22 protein-coding genes are annotated in these 25054 nt (G+C 66.0%); 11 read left to right on the forward strand and 11 right to left on the reverse strand.

The window, feature by feature from the left end:
* Window positions 1-25: 25 nt before the first annotated feature.
* The gene (gene lfrA, locus WBB07_RS09990) at window positions 26-1552 is read left to right on the forward strand and encodes an efflux MFS transporter LfrA (protein WP_526307154.1); all 1527 of its coding nucleotides are present in this window, start codon (window positions 26-28) and stop codon (window positions 1550-1552) included.
* 12 nt (window positions 1553-1564) lie between these two features.
* Here lfrA and WBB07_RS09995 read toward each other — a convergent pair whose 3' ends face one another.
* Together WBB07_RS09995 and WBB07_RS10000 are read right to left on the reverse strand one after the other, a co-directional pair.
* Window positions 1565-1924, reverse strand: a complete 360-nt coding sequence (locus WBB07_RS09995) for a hypothetical protein (RefSeq protein ID WP_526307156.1) — start codon at window positions 1922-1924, stop codon at window positions 1565-1567.
* A gap of 52 nt (window positions 1925-1976) precedes the next feature.
* Window positions 1977-3320, reverse strand: a complete 1344-nt coding sequence (locus WBB07_RS10000) for a carotenoid oxygenase family protein (protein ID WP_526307158.1) — start codon at window positions 3318-3320, stop codon at window positions 1977-1979.
* A 119-nt stretch (window positions 3321-3439) separates the two neighbouring features.
* Between WBB07_RS10000 and WBB07_RS10005 the strand changes: the two genes are divergently transcribed.
* The 7 genes from WBB07_RS10005 (at window position 3440) to WBB07_RS10035 (ending at window position 10329) form a co-directional block, all read left to right on the forward strand.
* Window positions 3440-4150: a GntR family transcriptional regulator gene (locus WBB07_RS10005; RefSeq protein WP_526307160.1), complete on the forward strand. Its 711-nt coding sequence runs from the start codon at window positions 3440-3442 to the stop codon at window positions 4148-4150.
* A gap of 98 nt (window positions 4151-4248) precedes the next feature.
* Complete coding sequence (locus WBB07_RS10010; RefSeq protein WP_526307162.1) at window positions 4249-5802, forward strand: NCS1 family nucleobase:cation symporter-1; 1554 nt, start codon at window positions 4249-4251, stop codon at window positions 5800-5802.
* Between the two features lie 49 nt (window positions 5803-5851).
* Window positions 5852-6391 (forward strand): PadR family transcriptional regulator, encoded by a 540-nt coding sequence (locus WBB07_RS10015; protein ID WP_526307164.1) that lies wholly within the window; start codon window positions 5852-5854, stop codon window positions 6389-6391.
* A 159-nt stretch (window positions 6392-6550) separates the two neighbouring features.
* Window positions 6551-7264, forward strand: a complete 714-nt coding sequence (locus WBB07_RS10020) for a PadR family transcriptional regulator (protein ID WP_526307166.1) — start codon at window positions 6551-6553, stop codon at window positions 7262-7264.
* A 64-nt stretch (window positions 7265-7328) separates the two neighbouring features.
* Window positions 7329-8120, forward strand: a complete 792-nt coding sequence (locus WBB07_RS10025; protein WP_526307245.1) for a class I SAM-dependent methyltransferase — start codon at window positions 7329-7331, stop codon at window positions 8118-8120.
* A gap of 34 nt (window positions 8121-8154) precedes the next feature.
* Window positions 8155-9633: a glutamate-cysteine ligase family protein gene (locus WBB07_RS10030; protein ID WP_526307168.1), complete on the forward strand. Its 1479-nt coding sequence runs from the start codon at window positions 8155-8157 to the stop codon at window positions 9631-9633.
* Between the two features lie 24 nt (window positions 9634-9657).
* A complete protein-coding gene (locus WBB07_RS10035; RefSeq protein WP_526307170.1) occupies window positions 9658-10329 on the forward strand; it encodes a class I SAM-dependent methyltransferase in 672 nt (223 codons plus the stop codon).
* Between the two features lie 72 nt (window positions 10330-10401).
* Here WBB07_RS10035 and WBB07_RS10040 read toward each other — a convergent pair whose 3' ends face one another.
* Together WBB07_RS10040 and mftD are read right to left on the reverse strand one after the other, a co-directional pair.
* Window positions 10402-11022 carry a superoxide dismutase gene (locus WBB07_RS10040; protein WP_526307172.1) on the reverse strand — a complete coding sequence of 207 codons (621 nt, stop codon included), beginning with the start codon at window positions 11020-11022 and terminating at the stop codon, window positions 10402-10404.
* A 242-nt stretch (window positions 11023-11264) separates the two neighbouring features.
* Entirely contained in the window at window positions 11265-12458 is a 1194-nt protein-coding gene (gene mftD / locus WBB07_RS10045) for a pre-mycofactocin synthase MftD (RefSeq protein WP_526307174.1), read from the reverse strand.
* A 355-nt stretch (window positions 12459-12813) separates the two neighbouring features.
* Between mftD and mftM the strand changes: the two genes are divergently transcribed.
* Entirely contained in the window at window positions 12814-13686 is an 873-nt protein-coding gene (gene mftM, locus WBB07_RS10050) for a mycofactocin oligosaccharide methyltransferase MftM (protein ID WP_526307176.1), read from the forward strand.
* Window positions 13687-13705: 19 nt separating this feature from the next.
* Here the strand turns inward: mftM and WBB07_RS10055 are convergent, their stop codons facing one another.
* The 7 genes from WBB07_RS10055 to WBB07_RS10085 all read right to left on the reverse strand — a co-directional run bounded on the left by WBB07_RS10055 (window position 13706) and on the right by WBB07_RS10085 (window position 22559).
* On the reverse strand, window positions 13706-14362 hold the full coding sequence (locus WBB07_RS10055) for a MadR family response regulator transcription factor (RefSeq protein WP_526307178.1): 657 nt from the start codon (window positions 14360-14362) through the stop codon (window positions 13706-13708).
* Complete coding sequence (locus WBB07_RS10060) at window positions 14359-15717, reverse strand: MadS family sensor histidine kinase (protein WP_526307247.1); 1359 nt, start codon at window positions 15715-15717, stop codon at window positions 14359-14361. The genes WBB07_RS10055 and WBB07_RS10060 overlap by 4 nt, the downstream gene beginning before the upstream one ends.
* A 5-nt stretch (window positions 15718-15722) precedes the next feature.
* A complete protein-coding gene (locus WBB07_RS10065; protein ID WP_526307180.1) occupies window positions 15723-16937 on the reverse strand; it encodes an iron-containing alcohol dehydrogenase in 1215 nt (404 codons plus the stop codon).
* Between the two features lie 122 nt (window positions 16938-17059).
* Window positions 17060-18574, reverse strand: coding sequence for a MadC family VWA domain-containing protein (gene madC / locus WBB07_RS10070; RefSeq protein ID WP_526307182.1), 1515 nt, complete (start codon window positions 18572-18574; stop codon window positions 17060-17062).
* On the reverse strand, window positions 18574-19599 hold the full coding sequence (locus WBB07_RS10075) for a MadB family AAA-type ATPase (RefSeq protein ID WP_526307184.1): 1026 nt from the start codon (window positions 19597-19599) through the stop codon (window positions 18574-18576). The genes madC and WBB07_RS10075 overlap by 1 nt, the downstream gene beginning before the upstream one ends.
* A gap of 83 nt (window positions 19600-19682) precedes the next feature.
* Window positions 19683-20954: an NDMA-dependent methanol dehydrogenase gene (gene mdo, locus WBB07_RS10080; RefSeq protein ID WP_526307186.1), complete on the reverse strand. Its 1272-nt coding sequence runs from the start codon at window positions 20952-20954 to the stop codon at window positions 19683-19685.
* Window positions 20955-21185: 231 nt separating this feature from the next.
* Entirely contained in the window at window positions 21186-22559 is a 1374-nt protein-coding gene (locus WBB07_RS10085; RefSeq protein ID WP_526307188.1) for a dicarboxylate/amino acid:cation symporter, read from the reverse strand.
* Between the two features lie 133 nt (window positions 22560-22692).
* Here WBB07_RS10085 and WBB07_RS10090 point away from each other — a divergent pair, with 133 nt between their 5' ends.
* Window positions 22693-24330, forward strand: coding sequence for a sensor histidine kinase (locus WBB07_RS10090; protein ID WP_526307190.1), 1638 nt, complete (start codon window positions 22693-22695; stop codon window positions 24328-24330).
* A complete protein-coding gene (locus WBB07_RS10095; RefSeq protein WP_526307192.1) occupies window positions 24327-25016 on the forward strand; it encodes a response regulator in 690 nt (229 codons plus the stop codon). Before WBB07_RS10090 ends, WBB07_RS10095 begins: the two co-directional genes overlap by 4 nt.
* The last annotated feature ends 38 nt before the right edge of the window (window positions 25017-25054 follow it).

Here is a 25054-nt window from a genome sequence, read left to right on the forward strand (position 1 = left end):
CCACTTCAGAACTTCAGGAGCACCCATGACCACCGGTGTCGAACCCACGACCCCGACCACCACACCGCGCAGCGCCTGGCTGGCGCTGTCGGTACTGATGTTGCCGGTGATGTTGATCGCCATCGACAACACCGTGCTGACGTTTGCGCTGCCCTCGATCGCCGAGGATTTCCGGCCGACGGCGGCCACGCAGCTGTGGCTGGTCGACGTCTACGCCCTGGTACTGGCCGCGCTACTGGTCGCCATGGGCGGTCTTGGCGACCGCCTCGGCCGCCGACGGCTGCTGATGATCGGCTCCACCGGGTTTGCGGTGGTCTCGGTCCTCGCTGCCTTCGCCCCGTCCGCAGAGATGCTGGTGCTCGCCCGCGCCCTGCTTGGTGTGTTCGGCGCCATGCTGATGCCCTCGACCCTGTCGCTGCTGCGCAACATCTTTGTCGACGCCTCCGCCCGGCGGCTCGCCATCGCCATCTGGGCCGCGGGTTTCACGGCCGGCTCAGCGCTGGGGCCGATCGTCGGCGGCGCTCTGCTTCAGCATTTCCATTGGGGCTCGGTGTTTCTCATGGCGGTCCCGATGCTGCTGCCGTTGTTGGTGCTGGCCCCGAAACTGGTGCCGGAGTCCCGCGACCCCAACCCGGGCCCGCTGGACCTCATCAGCGTGGCCCTGTCGTTCACAGCGATGTTGCCTCTGGTGTGGGCGATCAAGACCGCCGCTCACAACGGCTTCTCACCGGCGATCCTCGGTGCCGTGGCTGTGGGACTGGTGTCGGGAGCAATGTTCATTCGGCGTCAGAACCGAAGCGCCACTCCGATGCTCGACATGGAGCTGTTCAGCTACGGCCCGTTCACCTCGTCGATCCTGGCGAACTTCCTGTCCATCGTGGGCCTCATCGGCTTCCTGTTCTTCATCTCCCAGCATCTGCAGTTGGTGCTCGGGATGAGTCCCCTGGTGGCCGGGCTGGTGACGCTGCCGGGTGCGGTGGTGTCGGTGATCGCCGGCCTCGCCGTGGTCAAGCTGGCAAAGCATTACACGCCGCGGGCGCTGATGACCTTCGGGTTGCTCCTGGTCGCGGCCGGATTCTTCCTGATCCTGCTGTTCCGCCACGACCTGTCGGTGGTCGCGGTGATCGTGTCGTTTGTCGTGCTGGAACTGGGCGTGGGGATGTCGCAGACGATGTCCAACGACACCATCGTGGCCTCGGTGCCACCGGCCAAAGCAGGTGCGGCATCAGCTGTTTCGGAGACGGCCTACGAGTTCGGCGCCGTCGTCGGCACCGCGACACTGGGTACCATCTTCACCACGTTCTACCGCAACAACGTCGAGGTGCCTGCCGGGCTGACCCCCGAGCAGACCAACGCGGCCGCCGAGAGCATCGGTGGAGCGACCTCGGTCGCGGCCACCGTGCCGTCAGATATCGGCGACGCCCTGATGGCGTCGGCCCGCACGGCGTTCGATTCCGGTATCGCACCCACGGCGATCATCGCCGGCACGCTCGCGCTGCTGGCGGCCGTGGTGGTGATGACGGTGTTCCACCGGTCGGCGCCGAAGGACTGAGGTACCGGCGTCTCAACGCTGGAATGTGGTCAGCAGTAACACCAGATCGACAAGAAGCAGCAGCCACGCCACCACGGGCACCAGATAACCGCGCCGGCGTCCGGCGGTCACAAAGGACACCAGCACCGCTACCGCTGCCACCACCGGCGGCCCGTACAGCAGCACGGTGAACAGGCCTTCCGACGGCACCCCGCAGGTGTCGGCGGTGCAGGCCGCGGTTCCCATCACCTTGCCGTACGCCAGGACCACCAGCGCCGCCGCTCCGATGACCGTCGCCCACGCCAGCGCCCAATTCAAGACGATTCGGCCGCGGGGCACGTGGTCGGAGCGGTGCTCGGGGGCGTGATTGGCTTCCAGATCAGCGCGGGACATGCAGAAGGCCTACCCGTGGCGCGTTTTGGCAAACGTGTGCCGAGGCAAACTGCTAGCCGTCGATCCAGTTCCCGTGAAACCCGTAGGGCACCCGGCGGGGAAGCCGAATGCGGCCCACCGGGGCGCCGGCGAAGTCGGAGGCATCGAGAATCACCAGATCACTGCCGTCGCGCGCCGGATCGTAGACGTATCCCAGGTAGTAGCCGTTGGATTCGTCGGCGGGCCCTGATACCGACGGGACAAAAACAGCTTCCCCGGGCCTGCCGGCACCGAAGGAGTGTTGCTCGGAAGTACCCCTGTGCAGGTCGTAGCGGATCAGGCTGTCATCGGCCACCGAGACGGTGTGGCGGGCAGCCAGTCCGGCGAGTCTGTCGTCGATTCGGGGGAATTCGACTGCACGGTCGTCGAGTTGGCGTTCGGCGACTGTTCCCGTCTCGAGGTCCAGCGTCCAGCTCCACAGCACGCCGTCGGCGTCGAAGGTGCCGGTGTCACGCCACAGCTCGGGATACCGAACCGCCTGCAGCACAATCGAATTTCCGTCGTCGTAGGAGTTGGCGACGTGGAAGACGTAACACGGGTCGATGTCGAACCAGCGGATCTCGCCGAACGGGTCGTCTCGGCGCAGTACGCCCAGGCGGGCGCCGTAGCCGTCATCCCACCGGTAGGGCATGTCTCCGGGCCTGTTGATCGCCACGTCGAGGTTGAAGACGATGGGAAGGTCCATGAAGATCACGTGCCCGGACGTGAGGGCGAAGTCGTGCATCATCGTCAGCGCGGGCACGTCGACGGGGCGGTTGATCACCAGCTCTCCGTTGGCGTCGGCCCGGTGATAGGTGACGTGCGGGGTGAAGATGTTGCCGTAGCCGAAGAAGTGCAGTTCACCGGTGGTGGGGCAGATCTTCGGATGCGCGGTCATCGAGTCCGTCAGTACACCCCCGAAATCGTAGGCCCCGACGGTCTCCAGGTCGTTGGTGATCTCATAGGGCAGGGACGACTCGACCAGCGCCAGCGTCTTTCCGGCGTGGTTGACGACGTGGGTGTTGGCGATGCTGGCATGCAGGTTGCGGGTGCCGTCGGCGTTGTAGAGCGGGAAGTGCTCGTCGAAGCTGTCGGTCCGCACCCAGCGGTTGCGGTACCAGGCGGCGTGGCCGTTGTCGATCCGGACCCCGTGGATCATCCCGTCGCCGGTGAACCAGTGTGCGTTCTCCTGACGTGGATTGGGACCATTGCGCAGGTACCAACCGTTCAGTTCAGGCGGGATCGTCCCGTCGATGTCGAGGTCGAAGTCGGTGAGTTCGTCGGGAACGGGGGCATAGTTCCCAGTGCGGAAGAACGCTCCGTCGGCGGGCAGATTGCCCCGATCGGCAAGGTTCTCGGTATCGGTGATGTCAGTCATGTCGGACTCTCCTGGGCTCGGAATCGCTGACTCACCCATTTTCACCCTCCACTTATGACATGTCAATGATGGAATGTTCTCGGGGCGCACGTTCGGCGCAGACGTAGCAGGATCGCTGCATGTCCGATCGTCGACACTCTGCGGCCCTGTTCCGGGCGGCCCTGGGCAGAGACGGCGCCTCCCGCCAGAACATCGTCGGCGAACTGCGCCGGGTGATCCTCGACGGTGCCGTCCCCCCGGGCACGCCCATACCCGTGACCGAGGTTGCCGACGCGTTCGGAGTCAGCCACATACCGGTACGAGAAGGTTTGAAAACCCTCACCGGGGAAGGCCTGGTGCAGCACCGGCCGAACTCCGGCTACACAGTGGCCCAATTGACGGCCAGCGAGCTCGCCGAGATGTACCTCGTTCGTGAAACTCTGGAATCCGCGGCCATGGCAGCCGCCGTGCTCGGCGCCACCGACCAGGACAGGACCCACCTGGCCGACGTGCACCACACGCTCGAACAGGCGGTGAAGTTCGACGACGCCCAGGCCTACCATCGACACAGCAGGCAGTTCCACCTGGCGCTCAGCCGCCCATCCCGCATGTTGCGGCTTGTGCACATGCTCGAATCATCTTGGAACATCACCGAACCCGTGCAGCTGATGGTGCATGTCGAGAATCGTCAACGGGCCCTGCTCCATGCTGACCACCGGGTGATGCTCAGCGCGTTCCTCGACCGGGATGTCGACGCGCTGTTGGCCGCGGCCGCGGTCCACAACATGCGCCTCAACAAAATCGTCTCGGCACTGCCCACCGATACCGGTCTTGTCATCGAAGACGACTGACGCGCCAAAATATATCTTCGGCGCAACGACCGAGAAACACCGTCTTACTAGCTTGCCTGCATCACCTTTTGGGAGCCATCGAGCAGGAAGCACCGACCATGACCGATACCCGTGATCTACCCCCGGGCGCCATCGTCGGCGCAGACGACCTCATCGAAGCAGCCGGACATCCCGTCGGCGGCGGCGTCATCAAACCGGGTTACGACCCGCGGCTGACCAATGAGGATCTTGCCCCGCTGGGCCGGCAGAGTTGGACGTCGTACAACATCTTTGCGTTCTGGATGTCGGACGTGCACAGTGTGGGCGGCTACGTCACCGCAGGCAGCTTGTTTGCCCTCGGGTTGGCGAGTTGGCAGGTCCTCGTGGCACTGCTCGTCGGCATCGTCATCGTCAACTTCTTCTGCAACCTGGTGGCCAAACCCAGTCAGCAGACCGGCGTTCCGTACCCGGTCGTCTGCCGTAGCTCGTTCGGCGTACTGGGCGCCAACATCCCGGCCATCATCCGCGGCCTGATTGCGGTGGCGTGGTACGGAATCCAGACCTATCTTGCCTCAGCCGCCCTGGATGTGGTGCTGCTCAAACTCTTCCCGGCCCTGATGCCCTATGCCGACGTCGACAACCACGGATTTGCGGGATTGTCCCTGCTGGGCTGGGGCAGCTTCATCCTGCTGTGGATCCTGCAGGCATGTGTGTTCTGGCGCGGGATGGAATCGATCCGCAAGTTCATCGACTTCTGCGGGCCCGCAGTGTATGTCGTGATGTTCATGCTCTGCGGCTACCTGCTGTATCGCAGCGACTGGCACGTCAGCCTGACCCTCGGCGGCGAGAAGAACGGCAACACCGTCGCAATCATGCTCGGTGCCATCGCACTGGTGGTGTCCTACTTCTCGGGACCGATGCTGAACTTCGGCGACTTCTCGCGCTACGGCAAGTCTTTCGCCGCGGTCAAGAAGGGCAACTTCTTGGGCCTGCCGGTGAATTTCCTGGTGTTCTCGCTGCTGGTGGTCATCACCGCGGCCGCGACGGTTCCGGTGTTCGGCGAGCTGCTCACCGATCCGGTGGAAACTGTCGCCCGGATCGACAGCACCATGGCAATCGTGTTGGGTGCGTTGACATTCACCATCGCCACCATCGGGATCAACATCGTGGCCAACTTCATCTCGCCGGCGTTCGACTTCTCCAACGTCAGCCCGCAGAAGATCAGCTGGCGAGCCGGCGGGATGATCGCCGCTGTCGGTTCGGTGCTGATCACGCCGTGGAATCTGTACAGCAACCCCGAGGTCATCCACTACACGCTCGAGACGCTGGGCGCGTTCATCGGCCCGCTGTTCGGTGTGCTGATCGCCGACTTCTATCTGATCCGCAAACAGAAGATCGCGGTTGACGACCTGTTCACCATGTCCCCGACGGCCAACTACTGGTACCGCAAGGGCTACAACCCGGTGGCGGTGGTGGCGACCGTGGTCGGCGCCGTGCTGGCGGTGATCCCGGTGTTGCTGGGCGGTTCGTTCGCATCGATGGGGGTGGCCGCCCAGTACAGCTGGTTCATCGGCTGCGGTGTGGGCTTCGGCCTCTTCTACCTGCTGGCCACCCGCGGGCCGTGGCAGATGAAGCCGCTGACTCCCGCGGAGGCGCCGGTCGCGACCGTCTGACACACCTACCGGCCCCGATATTCCATCACTGGAATATCGGGGCCGTACCATGCCGGTCGTGAGTCTTCGATTCGCCGCCCTCGGTTTGTTGGCACAGGAACCGGCCAGCGGATACGACCTGCTGAAACGGTTCGAGCGGTCGATGGCCAATGTCTGGCCGGCCACCCAGAGCCAGTTGTACGGCGAGCTGAACAAGCTCGCCGACGACGGTCTGATCGAGGTCACGGCGGTCGGCGCCCGCGGCCGCAAGGAGTACGCCGTCACGGCGGCCGGCCGCGGCGAACTGCTGGAATGGATCGCTCGACCGCCGAAGAACACCCCGATTCGCCGGCCCGACGTGCTGCGGGTGTTCCTGCTGGGTGAGATACCGGCCGACGACGCCCGTGCCCACGTCGAGGGCATGGCCGCGGCTGCCGACGCGATGCTCGCCTTCTACGAGGACCTCCGCGACACCGTGCCCTGGAGGGACACTGCCACCGACTTCTACGCGCGCGCCGCGCTCGAGTACGGCATTCGCAGTGCCGCCATGGAAGCCGATTGGGCACGTTGGCTGATGACGGCGATCGACAGCCGAGACGCCATTTCCTGACCCGCCGGACGACGGCCGACACCGGACTCTCCGTGGAGTCGACGGGTGGCACCGTGTTGCCAAATCCGGGAACAAACGTTGCATCTCGATAGTTGTCGATATATCGTAACCGTATCGGAAGTCGGATCTGGACTTCCCACTTCGAAAGTGAGACCACCCATGAACACCCCCTTCACCCCTCAAGACGGCCCCTTCTCGGGCCGGCCGGGCCCCGGCTTCGGCTTCGGCTTTCCCGGCGCCGACCGCCGCGCACTCCATGACCACCGCCGGGCCGCTCGTCGCGAATTCCGGGAGCACGTCCGCGAACACGCCGGCCCCTCCGGTTTCGGCGGACCCGGATTCGGTCGCGACTTCCCCGGTTTCGGACCTGGATTCGGTTTCGGCCCAGGCCCATTCGGTGGGCGCGGCGGCCGACGCGGACCCGGCCGTGGCGGCCGCGGCAAGCGTGGTGACGTGCGTGCCGCGCTGCTGACACTGCTGGCCGAACGGCCCATGCACGGCTACGAGATGATCCAGGAGATCGCCTCACGCAGCAATGGCCTGTGGAAGCCCAGCCCCGGCTCGGTTTACCCGACACTGCAGCTGCTCACCGACGAAGGTTTGATCGTCGCGACTGAAACCGAAGGCAGTAAAAAGCTTTTCGAGCTGACAGAGGACGGCAGAGCGGTCGCCGAGAAAATCGAGACCGCCCCCTGGGACGAAATCAACGAGAACGCCGATCCGGCCGAGATGAACCTGCGTTCGGCCACCGGCCAGTTGTTCGGAGCGGTGGCGCAGTCCGCGCACGCCGCCTCCGAGGAACAGCAGCAACGCATCATCGACATCCTCAACAACGCCCGCCGCGAGATCTATCAGATCCTCGGTGAGGACTAGCGACCCCGGTGGGGACGGTGCCGACGCCCGGCACCGTCCCCACCGAGGGATCCGCGGGTCCATGATGGGTTCCATGGCGTCAGGCACCGAACACATCGAGTCCATGCCGCGCGGCGGTTTCGACGCGTCCTGTCTGGACCGGTTACTGCAGACAGACACCCTGGAGTACCTGGATCGAGACGATGTCGACGATTCGGTCAAACGGCAGATCATCGGCGCACTGGATTGGACGGGCCGAGTCTTCGGCAATCACCGCAAGTTCGCCGAGATCGCGCTCGAGCAGATCACCGACGTGCCCGACCCCAAGATCTTGGAGCTCGGCGCCGGCCACGGCGCCGTCTCCTCGCTGCTGCTGGAGAATCATCCGACCGCCCACGTCACCGTCACCGATATCAGCACCGACTCGGTGGCCACGATGGCCGCCGGTCACCTCGGCGCCGATCCGCGTGCCACTGTCCGCGAGATGGATGCCACCGCGATCGACGCCCCCGACGGTGCGTTCGACCTGGCGTTGTTTGCGCTGTCGTTCCACCATCTGTCTCCGCGGGACGCCGCTCGGGTATTCGCCGAGGGCACCCGGGTGGCCACCAAGCTGGTGATCATCGACCTGCCTCGACCTCCGGCTCCGGTGCATGTCATGCAGTTGGCGGTGATGCTGCCCCTGGCGCCGTTCATCCCGTTTGTCCATGACGGCGTGATCAGCTCACTGCGCTGTTACAGCCCCTCGGCGCTGAAGTCGCTGGCCGAGTACGCCGACCCGGCCATCGAGCTGACGTTGTGCCGGGGATTGAGCACCCCGCAGGTGGCCGTCGCCCAACGCAACCGTGCCGCAGCCACGTCGTTTACCGAACACTGAGGCAACCGTCGCGCCCGTCACTACCATCGGTGGCATGGGGGAAGAGGTCACGCAGACCGAGTTCAGCCGGACGCACCGTCAGGAGTACCGGCGCAAAGTGCAACTGTGTCTCGATGTGTTCGAAACGATGCTCAACCAGTCGAGCTTCGAGTTCGACCGGCCACTGACCGGGATGGAGATCGAGTGCAACCTCGTCGACGGTGAGTACCAGCCGGCGATGTCCAACTCCGACGTGTTGGCCTCCATCGCCGATCCGGCCTATCAGACCGAGCTGGGTGCCTACAACATCGAGTTCAATGTGCCGCCCCGGCCACTTCCGGGCACCTCGGGCCTCGAGCTGGAGCACGATGTGCGTGCCAGCTTGAATGCCGCTGAGAACAAGGCGAATTCGAGCGGCGCACACATCGTGATGATCGGCATCCTGCCGACACTGATGCCCGAACATCTGGCTGACGACTGGATGAGCGAGTCCACGCGCTATCAGGCCCTCAACGATTCGATCTTCACCGCGCGCGGCGAGGACATGATGATCGACATCGGCGGCCCGGAGCCACTGAGCCTGCAATCACCGTCCATCGCACCCGAATCTGCCTGCACCAGTATGCAATTGCACCTGCAGGTGTCCCCCGGAGAGTTTGCCGACAACTGGAATGCCGCGCAGGTGCTCGCCGGACCGCAGCTGGCAGTCGGCGCCAACTCCCCGTTCTTCTTCGGCCACCATTTGTGGGCCGAGACCCGGATCGAATTGTTCGCCCAGGCCACCGACACCCGGCCCGACGAACTAAAGACCCAGGGGGTGCGGCCTCGGGTGTGGTTCGGCGAACGCTGGATCACGTCGATCTTCGATCTGTTCGAGGAAAACGTGCGCTACTTCCCGTCACTGTTGCCCGAACTCTCCGACGAGGACCCGGTCGCCGCGCTGGCGGCGGGTGAGACTCCGAACCTGGCGGAGCTGAGACTGCACAACGGCACCGTGTATCGATGGAACCGCCCGGTCTATGACGTGGTGAACGGCCGGCCTCACCTGCGGGTGGAAAACAGGGTGCTGCCCGCCGGGCCGACCGTGCTCGACATGATGGCCAACTCCGCCTTCTACTACGGCCTGTTGCGCACACTGTCCGAGGAAGACCGCCCGGTGTGGACGAAGCTGAGTTTTGCTGCGGCAGAGGCGAACTTCCTGTCGGCGGCCCGAGATGGCATGGACGCACGACTGTACTGGCCCGGCGAGGGTGAGGTGACCTCCGACGAGCTGGTGCTGCGCCGGCTGCTGCCGATGGCCGACGAAGGACTACGCCGCTGGGGTGTCGCCGCCGAGGTACGGGACCGGTTCCTCGGTGTCATCGAGGGCCGCGCAAAAACCGGGCAGAACGGCGCCACCTGGCAGGTTGCGACCGTGCGGGCCTTGCAGGAGAGAGGTCTGACCAGACCGCAGGCCCTGGCCGAGATGCTGCGACTGTACTGCGAGCGCATGCACAGCAACGAGCCCGTCCACACCTGGGACAGCCGGTTTTAAGGTTCCGTCAGTACGTTTGTTTCCATGACATCTGAGGTGATGGATTGGGACGATGCATACAAGGCGCAAGGGGGTTTTGGGGGTACACCGCCGTGGAACATCGGTGAACCGCAACCCGAGTTGGCGGCATTGATCGCCGACGGCAGAGTACGCGGCGAGGTGCTCGACGCCGGCTGCGGCTATGCCGAGCTGTCGCTGGCGCTGGCGAGCCAGGGCTTCACCGTCGTCGGTATCGAACTGACCCCCACGGCGGTGGCGGCCGCGCAACAGGCTGCGCGGGATCGGGGTCTGGACAATGCCACGATTGTGCAGGACGACATCACGACGTTCACCGGGTTCGATGGGCGCTTCGATACCATCATCGACAGCACCCTGTTCCACTCGTTGCCGGTGGAGTCTCGCGACGCCTACCAGCGGTCGGTGTTCGCCGCGGCTGCTCCCGGCGCCACGTATTTCATCCTGGTGTTCGCCAAGGGCGCGTTCCCGCCGGAGCAGGAGCAGAAGCCCAACGAGGTAGACGAGGACGAGCTCCGTGCTGCTGTCGGGAAGTACTGGACCATCGACGAGGTGCGCCCCGCATTCATCCACGCGCAGGAGCCCGTTGTCCCCGATCTTCCGCCACCGCCGTTCGACCGCGACGAGAAGGGCCGGATGAAGATGCCGGCGTTCCTGCTCACCGCACACAAGCCTGCGTGAAAGACCGACTGGTCCGGAAATGACGAACGCCGCGCCCGGTGAGGTCCGGACGCGGCGAACGAAGAGGACTCTTTAGAAGATGAGACCTTGAGTCTTGCTGGTGGCAGCCGCGTAGCGGTTCTGCACATCGGCCCAGTTGACGACGTTCCAGAACGCCTTCACGTAGTCGGCCTTGACGTTCTTGTACTGCAGGTAGAAGGCGTGCTCCCACATGTCGACCTGCAGCAACGGGATGATGCCCAGTGGCACGTTGGCCTGCTGGTCGTACAGCTGGAAGGTCAGCAACCGGTTGCCGAGGGTGTCATAACCCAGCACCGCCCAGCCCGAGCCCTGCAGACCGTTGGCCGCGGCGGTGAACTGCGCGCGGAACTTGTCGAATGAGCCGAACTGGTCATCGATAGCTGCGGCCAGGTCGCCTTCGGGCTTGTCGCCGCCGTTCGGCGACAGGTTCTTCCACCAGATCGAGTGGTTCACGTGGCCGCCGAGGTGGAACGCGAGGTTCTTCTCGTTCAGGAAGATCGCGGCGTGGTCATCTTTGGACCGCGCTTCTTCCAGCTTGGCGACAGCATCGTTGACGCCCTTGACGTAGGCGGCATGGTGCTTGCTGTGGTGCAGTTCGTTGATCTGGCCCGAGATGTGCGGCTCCAGCGCGCCGTAGTCGTAATCCAGTTCTGGCAGCGTGTATTCAGCCATGGGATACTTTTCCGCTCCTCAACTTCGAGTGTGTTGAACAGTCACGCCCGCCCGCCTCTGAGTGGACGTTAATCACGCAGCGCACGGGGGCTCTTGTCAGCCTACCGCTGCTCCGCTGCCATCTGTCTACCCACTGGAGCTCTCGAGATAGCATCCCGGTGCACTTCGGCGGCGCCGACGGGCCGTATTCACCGGTCCCGCGCCGACCGCTCATCCCGGCCCGGCATGGTCGTAGTTGAATCTCACAGATCTTTTGCTGGGCCGGCGCCGCACCACACCCCCAGATCGCGCCTGAAGCCCGCAGGTATCACCAGGTTCTCCGGACTCAGCTCCTGTACTGAATTCAACCCCAATCCCAGTAATGCGGAATCCACTCCGCCGCGCAAAACATCGAGGACGTTCTCCACGCCGGTTTGGCCACCCGCGGCGAGACCCCACAGATAAGCCCGGCCGATCATCACCGCCCGGGCACCGAGGGCCAGCGCCTTGACAACATCACTGCCCCGACGGATGCCACCGTCGAGCACGATCTCGATATCGTCACCAACCTGCTCGGCGATGGCCGGCAATGCACGGATCGGTGCCGGGGTGCCGTCGAGGTTGTTGCCGCCGTGGTTGGACACCGAGATCGCGGTGACACCGGCGTCGACGGCGCGTTTGGCGTCGTCGACACGCATCACGCCCTTGAGCATGAACGGCCCGCCCCACTGCTCGCGCAGCCAGGCGATGTCCTCCCATGTGGGCAGCGGCGTGTTCATCCATTCGCCGTAGGCACCGAAGAACGTGGGCGCGGCGCCGCCGTCGGCGAGGTTGGGTGCGGTCAGGTCCGGCACCCGCCCGGCCTTGGCAAAATCCAGCAGCCACCGGGGCCGCCGCAGACCCTCGGGTGCAAACCGCAGCATCGCCCGCAGGTCCATCTTCTCGGGGATCTTCGGGCTGCCCCAGTCCCGGCCGTGGGAGAACGACCAATCGGTGGTGACGATCAGGCCGACGGCCCCGGCGGCGCGCGCGCATTCCATCCGGGCCACCAGCTTGTCGCGACCTCCGGTCCAGTACATCTGGAAGAAGGTCTGCGAGTTGGCCGCCGCGACCTCCTCGACGGGTTTACTGGCGAACGACGACAAACTCATCGCGGTGCCCCGGGCGGCGGCCGCGCGGGCGACTGCCACCTCACCGTCGGGGTGCACCGCCTGCACTCCGGTCGGGGAGATGAAAACCGGTAGTGAAATCGCTTGTCCCATCACCGTTGTCGACAGGTCACGTTTGGCGGACAGGCCGACGACGTGCGGCGCGAAGCCGAGCTCACCGAAAGCGTCCAGGTTGTCGGAGACGGTGACACCCTTCTCCGATCCCGCAACCAGCGCGGAGTACACACTGGGTGGCAGCCGTTTCTGCGCCTGCCGCTGAGCTTGCGCAACGGTCTCGAACCAGGTCATGTCCTTCTCCTTCTACAACAGTTCGCGACTCGGAATCACATCGCACACCCGTCTGGGCGGCCGGTTCACCGACGCAGCCAGAACCCGTGCCTCTCGCCGGGCGAAACCCTCCTCAGCGGGACTCTCCGAGACAAGTGGTTCTGCCACACAGGCTTCCGAGTCGGGACCATCGGTACCAACACGATCAGTCACGATTCCTCCGGACTGCTGAATGTGATCCGCCTCACTCACATTATGGCACTCGGTGCCGATTACGAACTGGCCGATCGGGTAGTTCTCAGACCACCCGGACGGCGCGTTTTCCCGACCGTTCGGGGCGCGTGTTCACCGGGCTTGTTCAATAGCGTTGCCCACCATGGATACTGCGCTCGATCCGCTGGCACCGGCCCCCCACGGTTTGTGGAGCGGGCCCGGGGTCCGGGTGCGCCGCCGGTCGGGTCCGCACCGGGCACACCAGAGCGACGCGGTGTGCACACCGCGGTTCTGCACCCACCGCAGCGCAGAGTTGCTCACCGTCGAGCACAACCTGACCCCCGACGAGCTGAGCGACGAACTCGCCGTCCAGCTCGCCGAGCAGCTGGTCGACACCGGAGCCCTGCGCGGGCAACCCGAATTCGAATCGGTGTTCACCGGCATCGTGCGCTCCACCGTCGACGGAGGATGGCCGGCGTGGCGCCAGTTCTACGTCAACTCCATGGCCCGGCTCGAAGACGGCAGCACCGCCTTTGCACCCATCCACCACCGGGCCGCCGCCCTGGTGGCCGGCCCCAGCGTCGTCGACCTCGGCTCCTGTTTCGGGTTCTTCCCGCTGCGGTTGTCTCGAATGGGAATCGCCGTCACGGCAACTGATCTCAGTGCCCCGACGATGCAGCTGCTGGAACTCGCCAGCATGGATCTGCGCCGCCCGCTTCACACGGTTACCGCCGACGCTGCCGACGTCCCGCTACCCGACGGTTACGCCGATACGGTCACCGCGCTACACCTGATCGAACACCTCCCAGATGCAGTGCTCGGCCGGGTGCTCAGCGAAGCATTACGGCTGGCCCGACGGCGGGTGGTGGTGGCGGTGCCGTTCGAGGATGAGCCCCGGGAATGCTACGGACACATCCAGCGGTTCGATCCGTCGCGGTTGCAGGCCCTGGGGGAGCAACTGTGCGACGAGCATGCCGGGCTGACGGCCACCGTCGACGAATTCCACGGCGGCTGGCTGATTCTCGACCTCCCCTGAGCCCTGTTTCGGCGAGCGCTCAGATCAGGCCGCGCTTACTGGCCGCGTACACCGCCTCGGCGCGCCTGCTCACCTCCAGCTTTCGCATGATGTTGCTGACGTGGAACTTCGCGGTGGTCGCTGAGATGAACAGCGTTTCACCGATCTTGCTGTTGGACAGCCCGGCGGCCAGCAGTCGCAGCACCTCGAGTTCACGATCGGTGAGCTGCTGACGTGGTTCGGTCCGGCCGGACATCGACCTCACCACCGCTGCGGCACTGCGGGAATCAAAAGCGCTGTCACCCACCGAGATCGCGCGGATCGCCCGGACCAGTTCGGTGGTGTCCACATCCTTGACCACATATCCACGGGCACCCGCGTGCACGGCGCGCACCACCAGGTCTTCGTCCAGGAAGGTGGTCAGCACCAGCAGTCCCGTCGCTGGATGTGCCGCAGACAGCTTGGCACACAAGGAGAGTCCCTCGAAATCAGAGCCGGCCGACAGCTTGAGATCCATCAGCACCACGTCCGGGGCGGTCGCGCTGACCACCGCCTCGGCTTCGGCTTCGGAGGACGCCTCACCCACCACCACGAGGTCGTCCTCGCGCTGCAGAACCGAGCGCAACCCCTGCCGCAGAATCGCGTGATCGTCGACCAGGACCAACCGAATGGTCTTGGTGCCCACTTTGGTTGTCATGACACATCCTTCCTCGGCACGGTCGCTACCACCCGTACCCCGCCGATCCGTGATCGCTGGACGTCGAAGGTACCGCCGTGTTCCCGGGCCCGGGCACACATGTTGGCCAGTCCACGGTGTCGGCCGTCGACGTCGGTGGCATCGGCCAACCGCAACATCATCCGCAACCGCTCCGGCTCCCCGGTGCCGTCATCGGAGATGGACAGCACCACCGCGGCCGGGCGGTAGGTCAACCGCACGATCGCCCGACTGGCGTTGCCGTGCATCGCCGTGTTGAACAGCGCTTCTCCCGCGATCCGCAGCAGGGCGTGCTCGGTTTCACCGGGCAGCTCGGCCACCTCGCCGTTCACCTTCAGGGTCACCCGCAGGTCCTCGGGCATGTGCACGGTGGCCAGCTGCTCCAGCAACTCCGGCAAACTGGAGCGCTGGGCATCTCCGGAGTGGTTCAGGGCGTAGATCGCCGACCGCAATTGTTCGACGGCAGACCGGGTCAGGGTCTTGGCGGTGTCGAGGCGTTCCACCAGTTCCCCGGCACCGGAGACGGACTGGATCTCGGAGCGGCAGACCTCGATCTGCATGCCCGCCGACAGGACCGTCTGGGTGACGCTGTCGTGCAGCTCCCGTGCGATGCGGTGCCGTTCCGAGTCGAGCACTTGATGTCGTTGCGCCGCACCGAGTTCACGCTGGGTGGCCAGCAACTCGGCGTTGTGGGCCTCCGACTGCGCCAACAGTGTCTGGGCGGTGGAGAACAGCGCACAGTTCTGCAGGGCGACAGCGGTTTGACTGCTCAGGATCCGCATCACTGTCTCGTCGGTGGCGTCCAGGGTCCGGCGGCTCGGCGTCCACGCGGCAAACGCACCGACCACCCCGCCGTCGAGCTCGATCGGTACCAGGGCGTGGTGGCTTTCGATCAGTGCGACCCGGAACTGAGCCAGTCGGCCGCGCAAGATGTCGTTGAGGCAGTTGAGGACCGCGTCGGGCAGGTGGGGTCCGGGATCGCGGGCCCCGGCAAGCCCCTCGAAGGCATACGCATCGCCGGCGGCGTCGAGGATCAGATGCCGGGGGCGGGCCAGCGGCAGCGCACCGTCGGCCAGCGCCAACAGCACCCAGTCCGCGCCGAGATGGGTGCGGGCGGCCTCGGCGACCGCGCGTACCAGGTTCTCCGGCCCGTTCACGGTCTGCACCAGTGCACTCGAGATCGTGTCCAGGGCGGCCAGCACCCGTTCCAAACGTTGTGCGGTGACTCGGAATTCGGGATAGAAGGTGCTCTTCCCGGAGCGGACCCCGGTCAGCCGTTCCAGCTCCGGGGTACTGACCCGTCGCCGATGACCTGGCCCGTCGGGAAGACTCGCCACGGTCGTCACAGAGCAGCCCGGAACAGCGCCAGGATCTGGGTGGTGTCGGCCGGTCTGGGATTGGTCGACATGCACGCATCCTGTAGGGCGTTGGCGGCCAGCGTCGGCAGATTCTCTTCCCGGACCCCGAGTTCGCTGAGGCCACGCGGAACCCCCACTTCGCGGGCCAGCCGTTCCAGCCGGTCGGCGAGCGCCAGCGCCGACTCCGCCGGCGGGGCTGCGGCATCGGCCAGCCCCAGGCAGGTGGCAATCGTCGCGAACGGGACCGGATCGGCTTCGGCGTTGAACCGCACCACATGTGGCAGCAGCACGCCGTTGATGACGCCGTGCGGCAGGTCCAGCAGACCGCCCACCTGGTGGCTCATGGCGTGCGCGGCGCCCAGGATGGCATTGGTGAATGCCAACCCGGCTTCGAGGCTGGCCTGCGCCATCAGCACCCGCTTGGACAGGTCGTCGGGCCGATGAATGGTGTGCACCAGGTTCTCGGTGACCATCAGCACGGCCCGCAGGGCGTGGTGATCGGTCAATTGGTTGTGCCCCATCGAGACAAAAGCCTCGATGCCGTGGGTGAGTGCATCCAAACCCGTTGCCGCGTTGAGCCATTCCGGCATGGTGGTGAGAAGTCGCGGGTCGATGACAGTGATGTCGGGGACCAGCGCCCGCCCGAGGATGGTGATCTTGGTGCCGCGGGCGGTGTCGGTGACGATGCAGAACTGTGAGACGTCGGCGCCGGTGCCGGAGGTGGTGGGCACCACCACCAGAGGTGGGATCGGCACCGTGGCCTTGTCGACGCCCTCGTAATCGAGGATGCTGCCGCCATTGGCGGCCAGGATCGCCACCCCTTTCGCGGCGTCGATCACCGAGCCGCCACCGAGCGCGATCAGCACATCGCAGCCACTCTCGAGGTAAACCTCGTAGCCGGCCTGGATCTCGTGATCTTTCGGGTTGGGCGTCAGCTCACTCCACACCTGCGCCGTGATGCCCTGCTCACGCAGGTGGCCGGCGAGCTCGGCCACCCAGCCCGCCTCGATCAGCCCCGGATCGGTGACCAGCATGGGCCGCAGCGCGCCGAGGCGGACGGCGGCGTGCGCGGCCTCGGCCATCGAATCGACCCCGAACACGATCTCCGGTGCATGGAATTTCAGCACACGAGGATGCTCGGCGGCCGCGCCGTCGTGGGCATGACCGTCGTGTTCGGGCACCAGCGCTCCTGGTGTCATCGTGCCCTCCCGGCACTGTGATCCAAGTAACATCTCCCGCTCAACGATACGGGCCGGACGACCCGGCACCAACCTGCAGGTGGACAGCGTCCTACCTGCCCGATCGGGTAGGTAGGCGGTGGTCAGGACAGCGCGTGTGCCAATTGTCCCGCATGGGCGGCGAGTTGCTCGGCATCCCGCGCGATGATCACGTCGTCGCAGATCTCCGCGTACTCGGGCATTGCGCAGGTCGCCTGTCGCCAGTAACGCCGCGGCTCCGGCGTCACCCAGGCCAGCCGGTGCACCCGGCGCCGCAACGCCCGTAGCTGCTCGGATTTGGGCGCCAGCCCACCAGAGCGGCCGTCGCCGACGATCAGCACCGCGGTACGCGCATCGAGGGCCCCCGCATGTGCGGTGAGCAGCTCGTCGAAGACCTGGCCGTAGTCGCTGGTGGCCTCGAGGTCGAGGTTGGCATCGGCAAGCACCGCGGCCAGTACCCCGTCCCCGCCGCCGGCGGCGCTGCGTGCAGTCAGCAACACCTCGGTGACGTCGACGGGCCGGTCCACAAACGCCATCACCTGACAGCGCTGCGCCCGCCGGTGCATCGCCTGGGCCAGGCGCAGCGTGAACGCGGTCACCGGACGCACGGACAGTGAGACGTCGGCGACGACAAGCAGCCGCACCCGGTCCGGCAGCGGTGTGCGGGTCACCAGCCGGAACGGCACACCGTCGGTGTGCAGGCTGGCACGGGTGGTGCGCCGCATGTCGAGCCTGCCCCGGCCGCGCTCGCGGGGACGCGGCCGGGGTGCCCCCCGCATTCGGCGCAGCACTTCATGGCAGGCCAGGTCCACGTCTGCGGCCGGGCTGGCGTCTGATGTCGGGCCACTGTCGGGTTCGGCCACCAGACCGGCGCGCTCGGCCAGGGCGGCGACGAAGTCCTCCACGGCCCGGGTCAGGCGCGCCAGTTGCTCGGCGGTCAGCGGCTCGTCGGAGGCCTCGCCGCCGTAGGTGCGGCTCGGGTCGTAGGCATCCAGCCACGCCAGGATCGATTCGGGGTCGTCGAAGCTGAGGCTGCCGGCCACCACGGGGCTCACCGAGTCGGCCAGATCGCCCACCTCGGTGGTGCCCGCCCGGTCCACCTCAACGGTGTAGCGGACCCCACGTCTGCCCTCGTCCGTCTCCCCTGCCACCGACAACTCGTTGTCGGCGCCGGAGACGCTGATGTCGTCATCGTCCTTGTGCGGGTTGAAACCCTTGTCCGCCTCCGGGGTATCGAAGTGGTCCCCGACCTCGGCGGCGCGTTCGTTGTATTCGGCGTAACGACCGATGCTCTGGTCCTCGGAGAGGTCGAGTTGGTCGGGCAGGCCCGAGCCGGAATGAGCACGACTCGGGCCCGCCTCCGACTCGTGGGAGGCACCTGGATGCGCGGCGGGTCCGAACAACGCATCGAAGGCCTTGTCGAATCCCGGTTGTTCCCGGCCATATTTCGCACAGGTGGCACGCAGCGCCGCCCGCAGCGCGTCCTGGTCGGCGGCTCCGAGCAAGCCCAATACCCGTCGCACTTCGATGATCTCGGCCGGCGAGGCACCCACGCCGGCCCTGCGCAGCAGCCCACCGAACACGGCGGCCACCAGGTCGAGCCAGCGCGCCGGTGTCATCACTTGCCTTTGCCGCCCCGGCCGCGGAATGCAGAGGTGGTGGTGTTGGCCGGACGGGAAGCCACCGTCACCCGTTCGACTGTCAGCTGCTCGGAGGGCTGCGCACCGCGGAAGTGGGTGCGCACCACGTCGCGGTCACTGGTGAACTTCACCAGTGCCGACAACAGAATCTCGTCAGAGACGCTTGCGCCCAGCAGCATTGCCGCCCGGGCACCGTCGACCACCTCCGAGATGGACGGGCTCTTGCGCAGCGGCAGCTGGCGCAGCGTGCGGGCCAGCTCCACCACGTCGGCGACGACCGTCGGCTCCACCTCCGGTGCGCGGACCGCGACGATCTCACGTTCACGTTCGGGGGTCGGAAAGTCGAGATGGAAATGCAGGCAACGACGTTTCAGCGCCGACGAGAGCTCGCGGGTGTCATTGGAGGTGAGCACCACCCAGGGCACCGTACGCGCCGCGAAGGTGCCGATCTCGGGGATCGTCACCTGCCGTTCGGCCAGCACTTCCAGCAGCAGGGCCTCCACCGATTCCTCGGTGCGGTCCACCTCGTCGATCAGCAGTACCACCGGCTCATCGGAGAGCACCGCATCCAGCAGTGGCCGGACCGCAAGAAATTCCTCGGAGTACAACCCGAAGTCACGACCGGCCAGATGCTTCGAGGCTTCCTCGATGTCTTCGATATGCGCTGTCGCAGCGGTGATCCGGTCGCGGAGCATCTGGACGTGCAGCAGCTGTTTGGCGTAGTCCCACTCGTAGAGCACCCGGTTGTCGTCGAGCCCTTCATAGCACTGCAGCCGGACCAGGCGGCGGCCACCGGCGGCGGCCAGCGCCTTGGCCAACTCGGTCTTGCCCACGCCCGCCGGGCCCTCCAACAGCAACGGCCGGTCCAGTGCGGTCGCCAGGTGCACCACGGTGGCCAGGTCGGTGTCGGCGATGTAGTCGTGTTCGCGCAGCGCGTCGGAGAGTTCGGCGGCGTCGGCGAAGCGGAGATCAGAGTCGGGCATGGCAACGGTGGCGGCGGTCATGAAGGTGCTCCCGGTAGGTGGCAGGGGTGAATGGGTGCGCGGCCCAAGACGGGAGTTGGGCCGCGCACCCGGTTCGGGATCTGTCAGTAGGACTCGTTGATGGCGTGTCCCACCACCGGAATCATCGAGCTGACAGTGACCTCGCGGGGGTTGCCGGGCGTGCACCAGTCGCCCTGGATGTGCTCGGAGATCGCCAGCACGGTCTTGTCGTCGCCCTTGATCACCTCACCGCGGCCGGCGTACTTGCCGGTGTTCATCCGGTTCTTGTCGTAGGAATCGGTGCGCACCTGACTGAAGTTGTCCGGGATGCCAACATCTTGGGAGAGCCGGATGGCGGCTTCCACGGCGGCATCGGCGGCCTGAACGGTCGTCATGTTGCGGGTATCAACACCCATCGCGGTCGCCAGCTGCGCGTACCGCTCGTAGCGCGACGGCAGGTTGTACTCCCAGACACGGGGCAGGGCGATCGCGTTGTTCAGGCCGTGGTGGCTGTCGAAGAACGCGCTGACAGCGTGGCTGATGGAGTGCACGATGCCAAGGCCGCCGGAGTTGAAGGCCTGGCCGGCGATGTACTGCGCGTTCATCATGCCTTCGCGGGCTTTGAGGTTCCGCGGCTCGAAGACGGCTTCGCGCAGGTTCTTGGCCACGAGTTCGACCGAGTACAAGGCGTTTCCGAGCGACGGCGCGAAGTCGAGCCGGGACACGAAGGGTTCCGACCCGTGCGCCAGCACGTCGAAGCCGCAGTAGGCGGTGAAGTGCTGGGGGCAGCTGTAGTACAGCAGCGGGTCATCGATGGCGAGGGTGACGATCGTCGCCTCGTCGAAGCCCACCCATTTGTGGGGGTGTTCCATATCGGAGGTGTCGGTGATGACGTAGGCCCACGACGTCTCCGATCCCGTTCCGGCCGTGGTGGACACGGCGATGTGCGGCGGGTTCTGCTTGTTGGTCGACTTGGCGAAGCCTTCGAACTCGTTGATGTTGCGGCCGTCGTGGGCGATGACCACGCGGGCGCCCTTGGCGGCGTCGTGGCTGGAGCCACCACCGACGGAGATGATCGAGTCGCACTTCTCCTGCTGGTAGAGCGCCGCGGCTTCCATGCAGTTGTAGTCCTTGGGGTTGGACTCCACCTTGTCGTAGAGCACCACCTCCACGCCTTGGTATTCGATCTTGCCGGTGAGCTCCTCGATGATGCCGGAGCCGCGCAGCCCGGTGGTGATCAGCAGGGCGCGCTTGAAGCCGAGGTTCTTGGCCTCGACGCCGATGATGTCGTGGGCGCCGACGCCGAGCAGCGCCCGCGGGAATGGATGGAATTCCTTGATCGGGAAGTCCCAGATCTGGTTGAGCTCAATGGCCATGGCAGGCCTCCTGATTCGGGTGGTGCGGACTTGAGGTTCCGGCTACCACGCTGACCGCTTGTGGCGGCAGTCACAATGCCTTGGCGCCACTACCCACCGACCGGAACCCCAGAACTGTCCGACCGGGCAGGTGCCCACCCCGTCCGCGCGCTCAGGTCTGCCCACGAACATGACCGAGCACCGGCCCATTTCGGGCCGGTGCTCGGTTGATCAGGTTGTCGCTACTGGCAGCTAGACGCCAACCGCCTGGGGGGCAGCGCCGGCTTTGGCGGCGGGCGCCTCGGCGGGCATTGGGTGGTCGTCGACCATCGTCTGCTCGTCGAACGGTGCCCGGCCGTTGAGCACATCGTCGATCCGTGCCTTGTCCAGCGTCTTGGTCCAGGTGCCGATCAGCACGGTGGCCACCGCGTTGCCCGAGAAGTTGGTGACGGCGCGGGCTTCCGACATGAACCGGTCGATGCCGACGATCAGCCCGATCCCGTCGAGCAGCTCGGGGCGGTGGCTCTGCAGGCCGCCGGCCAGCGTGGCCAGGCCCGCTCCGCTGACTCCGGCGGCGCCCTTGGAGGCGATGATCATGAAGACCAGCAGCGAGAGCTGCTCCCCGATCGACAGCGGGTTGCCCATCGCATCGGCGATGAACAGCGACGCCATGGTCAGATAGATCGCGGTGCCGTCCAGGTTGAACGAATACCCGGTGGGCACAACAATTCCCACCGTGGTCGGCTGCACTCCGGCATGTTCCATCTTGGCGATCAGCCGGGGCAGGGCCGACTCCGAGGACGAGGTGGCCACGATCAGCAGGTATTCGCGGGCCAGGTAGCGCACCAGCTTGAAGATCGAGACGCCGGCAACCAGGCGCATCAGCGAACCCAGCACGCCGAAGACGAACAGCACACAGGTCAGGTAGAAGGCGCCCATCAGCACACCGAGCTGGACGACCGCGGCGAAGCCGGTGTCGCCGACCACCTTGGCAATGGCGCCGAAGGCGCCGATCGGGGCCAGCCACAGAATGCCGGCCAGAATGCGGAACACCAGCTTCTGCAGCAGGCCGATACCGCGCAGAATGGGCTCCCCCGCGGCCCCCATGGCCTGCAGGCCGAACCCGACCAGCAGGGCCACGAACAGTGTCTGCAGCACACTGCCTGCGGTCAGCGCGCTCAGCAGCGAGGTCGGGATGATCCCGGAGATGAAGTCCAGCGTTCCGCCGGCACCATGGGCCTTCTCGGCCAGGGCGGCGCCCGCCGCGGGATCGGCGGCGATGTTCAGCCCGGTTCCGGGGCTGATGAAGTTCCCGACCACCAGGCCGATGCCCAGCGCGGCGGTGGACATCGCCAGGAAGTAGAGCATGGCCATCCCGCCGACCTTGCCGACGGAGGCGGCCTTGCGGACCGAGCCGATGCCGAGCACGATCGTGCAGAAGATGACCGGGCTGATCATCATCTTGATCAGGTTCACGAACAATGTGCCGAGGATGCCGAGGTCAGATCCGGTGTCCGGCGCGGTGAGGCCGACGATGATGCCGCCGATCACCGCAACGATGACTCCGATGTACAGCCAATGGGTGCGGTCGCGTTTCCGCGGGGGTGCGGCGGTGGTGTCTGCCATGTCTGCACTCCTGTGAGTTGGGGATCTGTGGTTGGGATCACGCTGGTTGACTGCAGATGACTCTCGGCCCACGGGTGATTCAAGTCACTATTTAGTTCATTGATTTCAGACCGGAACACTTAAGGTCGTGACGATGACGATCAGGAATCGGGGCTCGGCAACCGACCGGAGCGTGGCCCGCGAGCTGTTCGGTTGGCAGCTTGCGCTGCTGCTCATCCTGATCCTGGGCGCGGGTGCGGTGGCGGTTCTGGACGCCCGCAGCGACGCCGATGAGCTGACGATCCAGAAGGTCATCGCGGTCACCGAGTCGGTGGCGCTGATGACCTCGACGGCCCAGGCGATCGCCGCGCCCGATCCGACTGCGATCCTGCAACCGCAGACCGAAGCGATCCGCGAGGCGACCGGCATGGATTTCATCGTGGTGATGGCGCCGGACCGCACCCGTTTCACCCATACCGACGTCAGCCGGATCGGTGGGGAGTTCACCGGCAACATCGACCGCGCCCTGGCCGGTGAAACCTTCACCGAGACCTACCCGGGCACGCTCGGCCCGTCGATCCGTGCGGTGGCCCCGGTGCGCGACGCCGACGGCAACATCGTGGGGCTGGTCTCGGCGGGGGTGACGCGTACCAAGGTCTCGCAGAGTGTGGTGGCCACACTGCCGACCATCGCGCTGGCATTGGGCACGGCGCTGCTGCTGGCGCTGATCGGCGCGCTCATCCTGGAGCGGCGGCTCCGGCGGCGCACCCTGGGTCTGTCGTTCAGCGACCTGTCCACGTTGTATGAACAGCGCGAAGCGGTGTTGCACGCCATCGGTGAAGGGCTGCTGGTGTTCGATGTCGACGGCAACGCCGACTTGATCAATGACGAAGCACGACGGCTACTTTCGCTGCCCGACGGTGAGCTGACCCGCGCGCGGCTCCCGGGCTCGCTGAGTAGCTCTGGCGGCGACACGCTGATCGATGAAACCCATGTCACCGCGGATCGGGTGCTGCTGGTGAACCAACAGCCGGTGCGCGCGGACGGCCGCTTGATCGGCACTGTCATGACACTGCGGGATCGTACTGATCTGCAACGGGTTTCGGGTGAGCTGAGCTCGGTCACCCAGTTTGCCGAGTCCTTGCGGTCCCGAGCTCACGAGGCAGACAATCGGCTGCACACCGTCATCACGATGGTCGAGCTGGGCCGCGCCGAACAGGCCGTCGAGTTCGCCACCGCCGAGCTGGCGGTGTCCCAACATCTCATCGATCGGCTGATGGCCACCGTCGCCGAGCCGGCGTTGGCGGCGCTGCTGCTCGGCAAGATCAGCCAGGCCCGCGATCACGGGGTGGAGCTGACCGTCACCGACGACTCCCAGCTCGACGACCCCGGCAGCATCGCACTGAGCCAGGGCGAATTGATCACGCTGGTGGGCAATCTCGTCGACAACGCGATCGACGCCTCCCGGTCGACGAGCCTGAGGGACGAAGGCGAGGAAGGGCCGGGCGCACGTGCTGATCTCCCCGCGTGGGTGGAGGTGACCGTTCTCGGCTCTGCCGACGCACTGACCATCTCGGTGGCCGACAGCGGTCCGGGCATGACCCCGGACGCGTTCGAGCAGGCCCGGTTGCGGGGGTACTCCACCAAGTCCGGTGAGCGCGGCCTCGGGCTCGCCCTGGTCTGGCAGGTCATCACCGCCCACGGCGGGACCATCACCTCGGAGAACAGCTACGGTTCGGTGGTCACCGCGACGATCCCGACGGCACCTCCGGTAGCGTTGGGCCGCAGGTGATCCGGGTCCTCATCGTCGACGACGAACCGCTGATCGCCGAGGCGCACCGCGAGTACACGCAGCGCCTGCCCGGTTTCGAGGTGCACGCAACGGTGTCCACCGGCAGTGCCGCGGTCCGCACCGTCGCCTCGGCGGCCGCGGACGGCACCCCCATCGACTTGGTGCTGCTCGATATCGGGCTGCCCGACGCCAGTGGTATCGATGTCGCCTCGGCCCTCAACGGGATCCGCCCGTCGCCGGACATCATCGCCATCTCCTCCGAGCGTGACCTCGAGGTGGTTCGGTCGGCGGTTGCGCACGGGGTGGCGCTGTATCTGCTCAAGCCGTTCACGTTCGCCGCTTTCCGCGACAAGCTGGAGCGCTATCAGCAGTATCGGGAGGCGCTCGGCGCCGGTGGTGCGGCGTCGGGTCAGCACGAGATCGACCGCGCCATCAACGCGTTGCGCACCGCTGATCAGCGCACCTCCACACCCAAGGGCGTCTCCGCGGACACCATGGACCTGGTGACCGCCGCCATCCGCACCAGCACCGAGGGGCTAAACGCCTCCGAAGCCGCCGCCCAGGCCGGGATCTCGCGGGTGACGGCCTGGCGCTATCTGGAACGGCTGGCCGATGACGGCGTGGTAGTCAGGGTGACCGAGTACGGCAAGGCCGGTCGTCCACAGGTGCGCTATCGATTGAGTTGATAGATCAGGCAACTCGCAATGTAGTTCCGAAACCGCAA

The organism is Mycobacterium sp., from assembly GCF_049647605.1.
In the GTDB taxonomy this organism is placed as follows: domain Bacteria; phylum Actinomycetota; class Actinomycetes; order Mycobacteriales; family Mycobacteriaceae; genus Mycobacterium.

What these genes read in the sequence shown, in the direction of transcription:
- lfrA (WP_526307154.1), top strand. Translation starts at nt 26, where the DNA reads ATGACCACCGGTGTCGAACCCACGACCCCGACCACCACACCGCGCAGC.
- WBB07_RS09995 (WP_526307156.1), bottom strand. Translation starts at nt 1,924, where the DNA reads ATGTCCCGCGCTGATCTGGAAGCCAATCACGCCCCCGAGCACCGCTCC.
- WBB07_RS10000 (WP_526307158.1), bottom strand. Translation starts at nt 3,320, where the DNA reads ATGACTGACATCACCGATACCGAGAACCTTGCCGATCGGGGCAATCTG.
- WBB07_RS10005 (WP_526307160.1), top strand. Translation starts at nt 3,440, where the DNA reads ATGTCCGATCGTCGACACTCTGCGGCCCTGTTCCGGGCGGCCCTGGGC.
- WBB07_RS10010 (WP_526307162.1), top strand. Translation starts at nt 4,249, where the DNA reads ATGACCGATACCCGTGATCTACCCCCGGGCGCCATCGTCGGCGCAGAC.
- WBB07_RS10015 (WP_526307164.1), top strand. Translation starts at nt 5,852, where the DNA reads ATGCCGGTCGTGAGTCTTCGATTCGCCGCCCTCGGTTTGTTGGCACAG.
- WBB07_RS10020 (WP_526307166.1), top strand. Translation starts at nt 6,551, where the DNA reads ATGAACACCCCCTTCACCCCTCAAGACGGCCCCTTCTCGGGCCGGCCG.
- WBB07_RS10025 (WP_526307245.1), top strand. Translation starts at nt 7,329, where the DNA reads ATGGGTTCCATGGCGTCAGGCACCGAACACATCGAGTCCATGCCGCGC.
- WBB07_RS10030 (WP_526307168.1), top strand. Translation starts at nt 8,155, where the DNA reads ATGGGGGAAGAGGTCACGCAGACCGAGTTCAGCCGGACGCACCGTCAG.
- WBB07_RS10035 (WP_526307170.1), top strand. Translation starts at nt 9,658, where the DNA reads ATGACATCTGAGGTGATGGATTGGGACGATGCATACAAGGCGCAAGGG.
- WBB07_RS10040 (WP_526307172.1), bottom strand. Translation starts at nt 11,022, where the DNA reads ATGGCTGAATACACGCTGCCAGAACTGGATTACGACTACGGCGCGCTG.
- mftD (WP_526307174.1), bottom strand. Translation starts at nt 12,458, where the DNA reads ATGACCTGGTTCGAGACCGTTGCGCAAGCTCAGCGGCAGGCGCAGAAA.
- mftM (WP_526307176.1), top strand. Translation starts at nt 12,814, where the DNA reads ATGGATACTGCGCTCGATCCGCTGGCACCGGCCCCCCACGGTTTGTGG.
- WBB07_RS10055 (WP_526307178.1), bottom strand. Translation starts at nt 14,362, where the DNA reads ATGACAACCAAAGTGGGCACCAAGACCATTCGGTTGGTCCTGGTCGAC.
- WBB07_RS10065 (WP_526307180.1), bottom strand. Translation starts at nt 16,937, where the DNA reads ATGACACCAGGAGCGCTGGTGCCCGAACACGACGGTCATGCCCACGAC.
- madC (WP_526307182.1), bottom strand. Translation starts at nt 18,574, where the DNA reads ATGACACCGGCGCGCTGGCTCGACCTGGTGGCCGCCGTGTTCGGTGGG.
- WBB07_RS10075 (WP_526307184.1), bottom strand. Translation starts at nt 19,599, where the DNA reads ATGACCGCCGCCACCGTTGCCATGCCCGACTCTGATCTCCGCTTCGCC.
- mdo (WP_526307186.1), bottom strand. Translation starts at nt 20,954, where the DNA reads ATGGCCATTGAGCTCAACCAGATCTGGGACTTCCCGATCAAGGAATTC.
- WBB07_RS10085 (WP_526307188.1), bottom strand. Translation starts at nt 22,559, where the DNA reads ATGGCAGACACCACCGCCGCACCCCCGCGGAAACGCGACCGCACCCAT.
- WBB07_RS10090 (WP_526307190.1), top strand. Translation starts at nt 22,693, where the DNA reads ATGACGATCAGGAATCGGGGCTCGGCAACCGACCGGAGCGTGGCCCGC.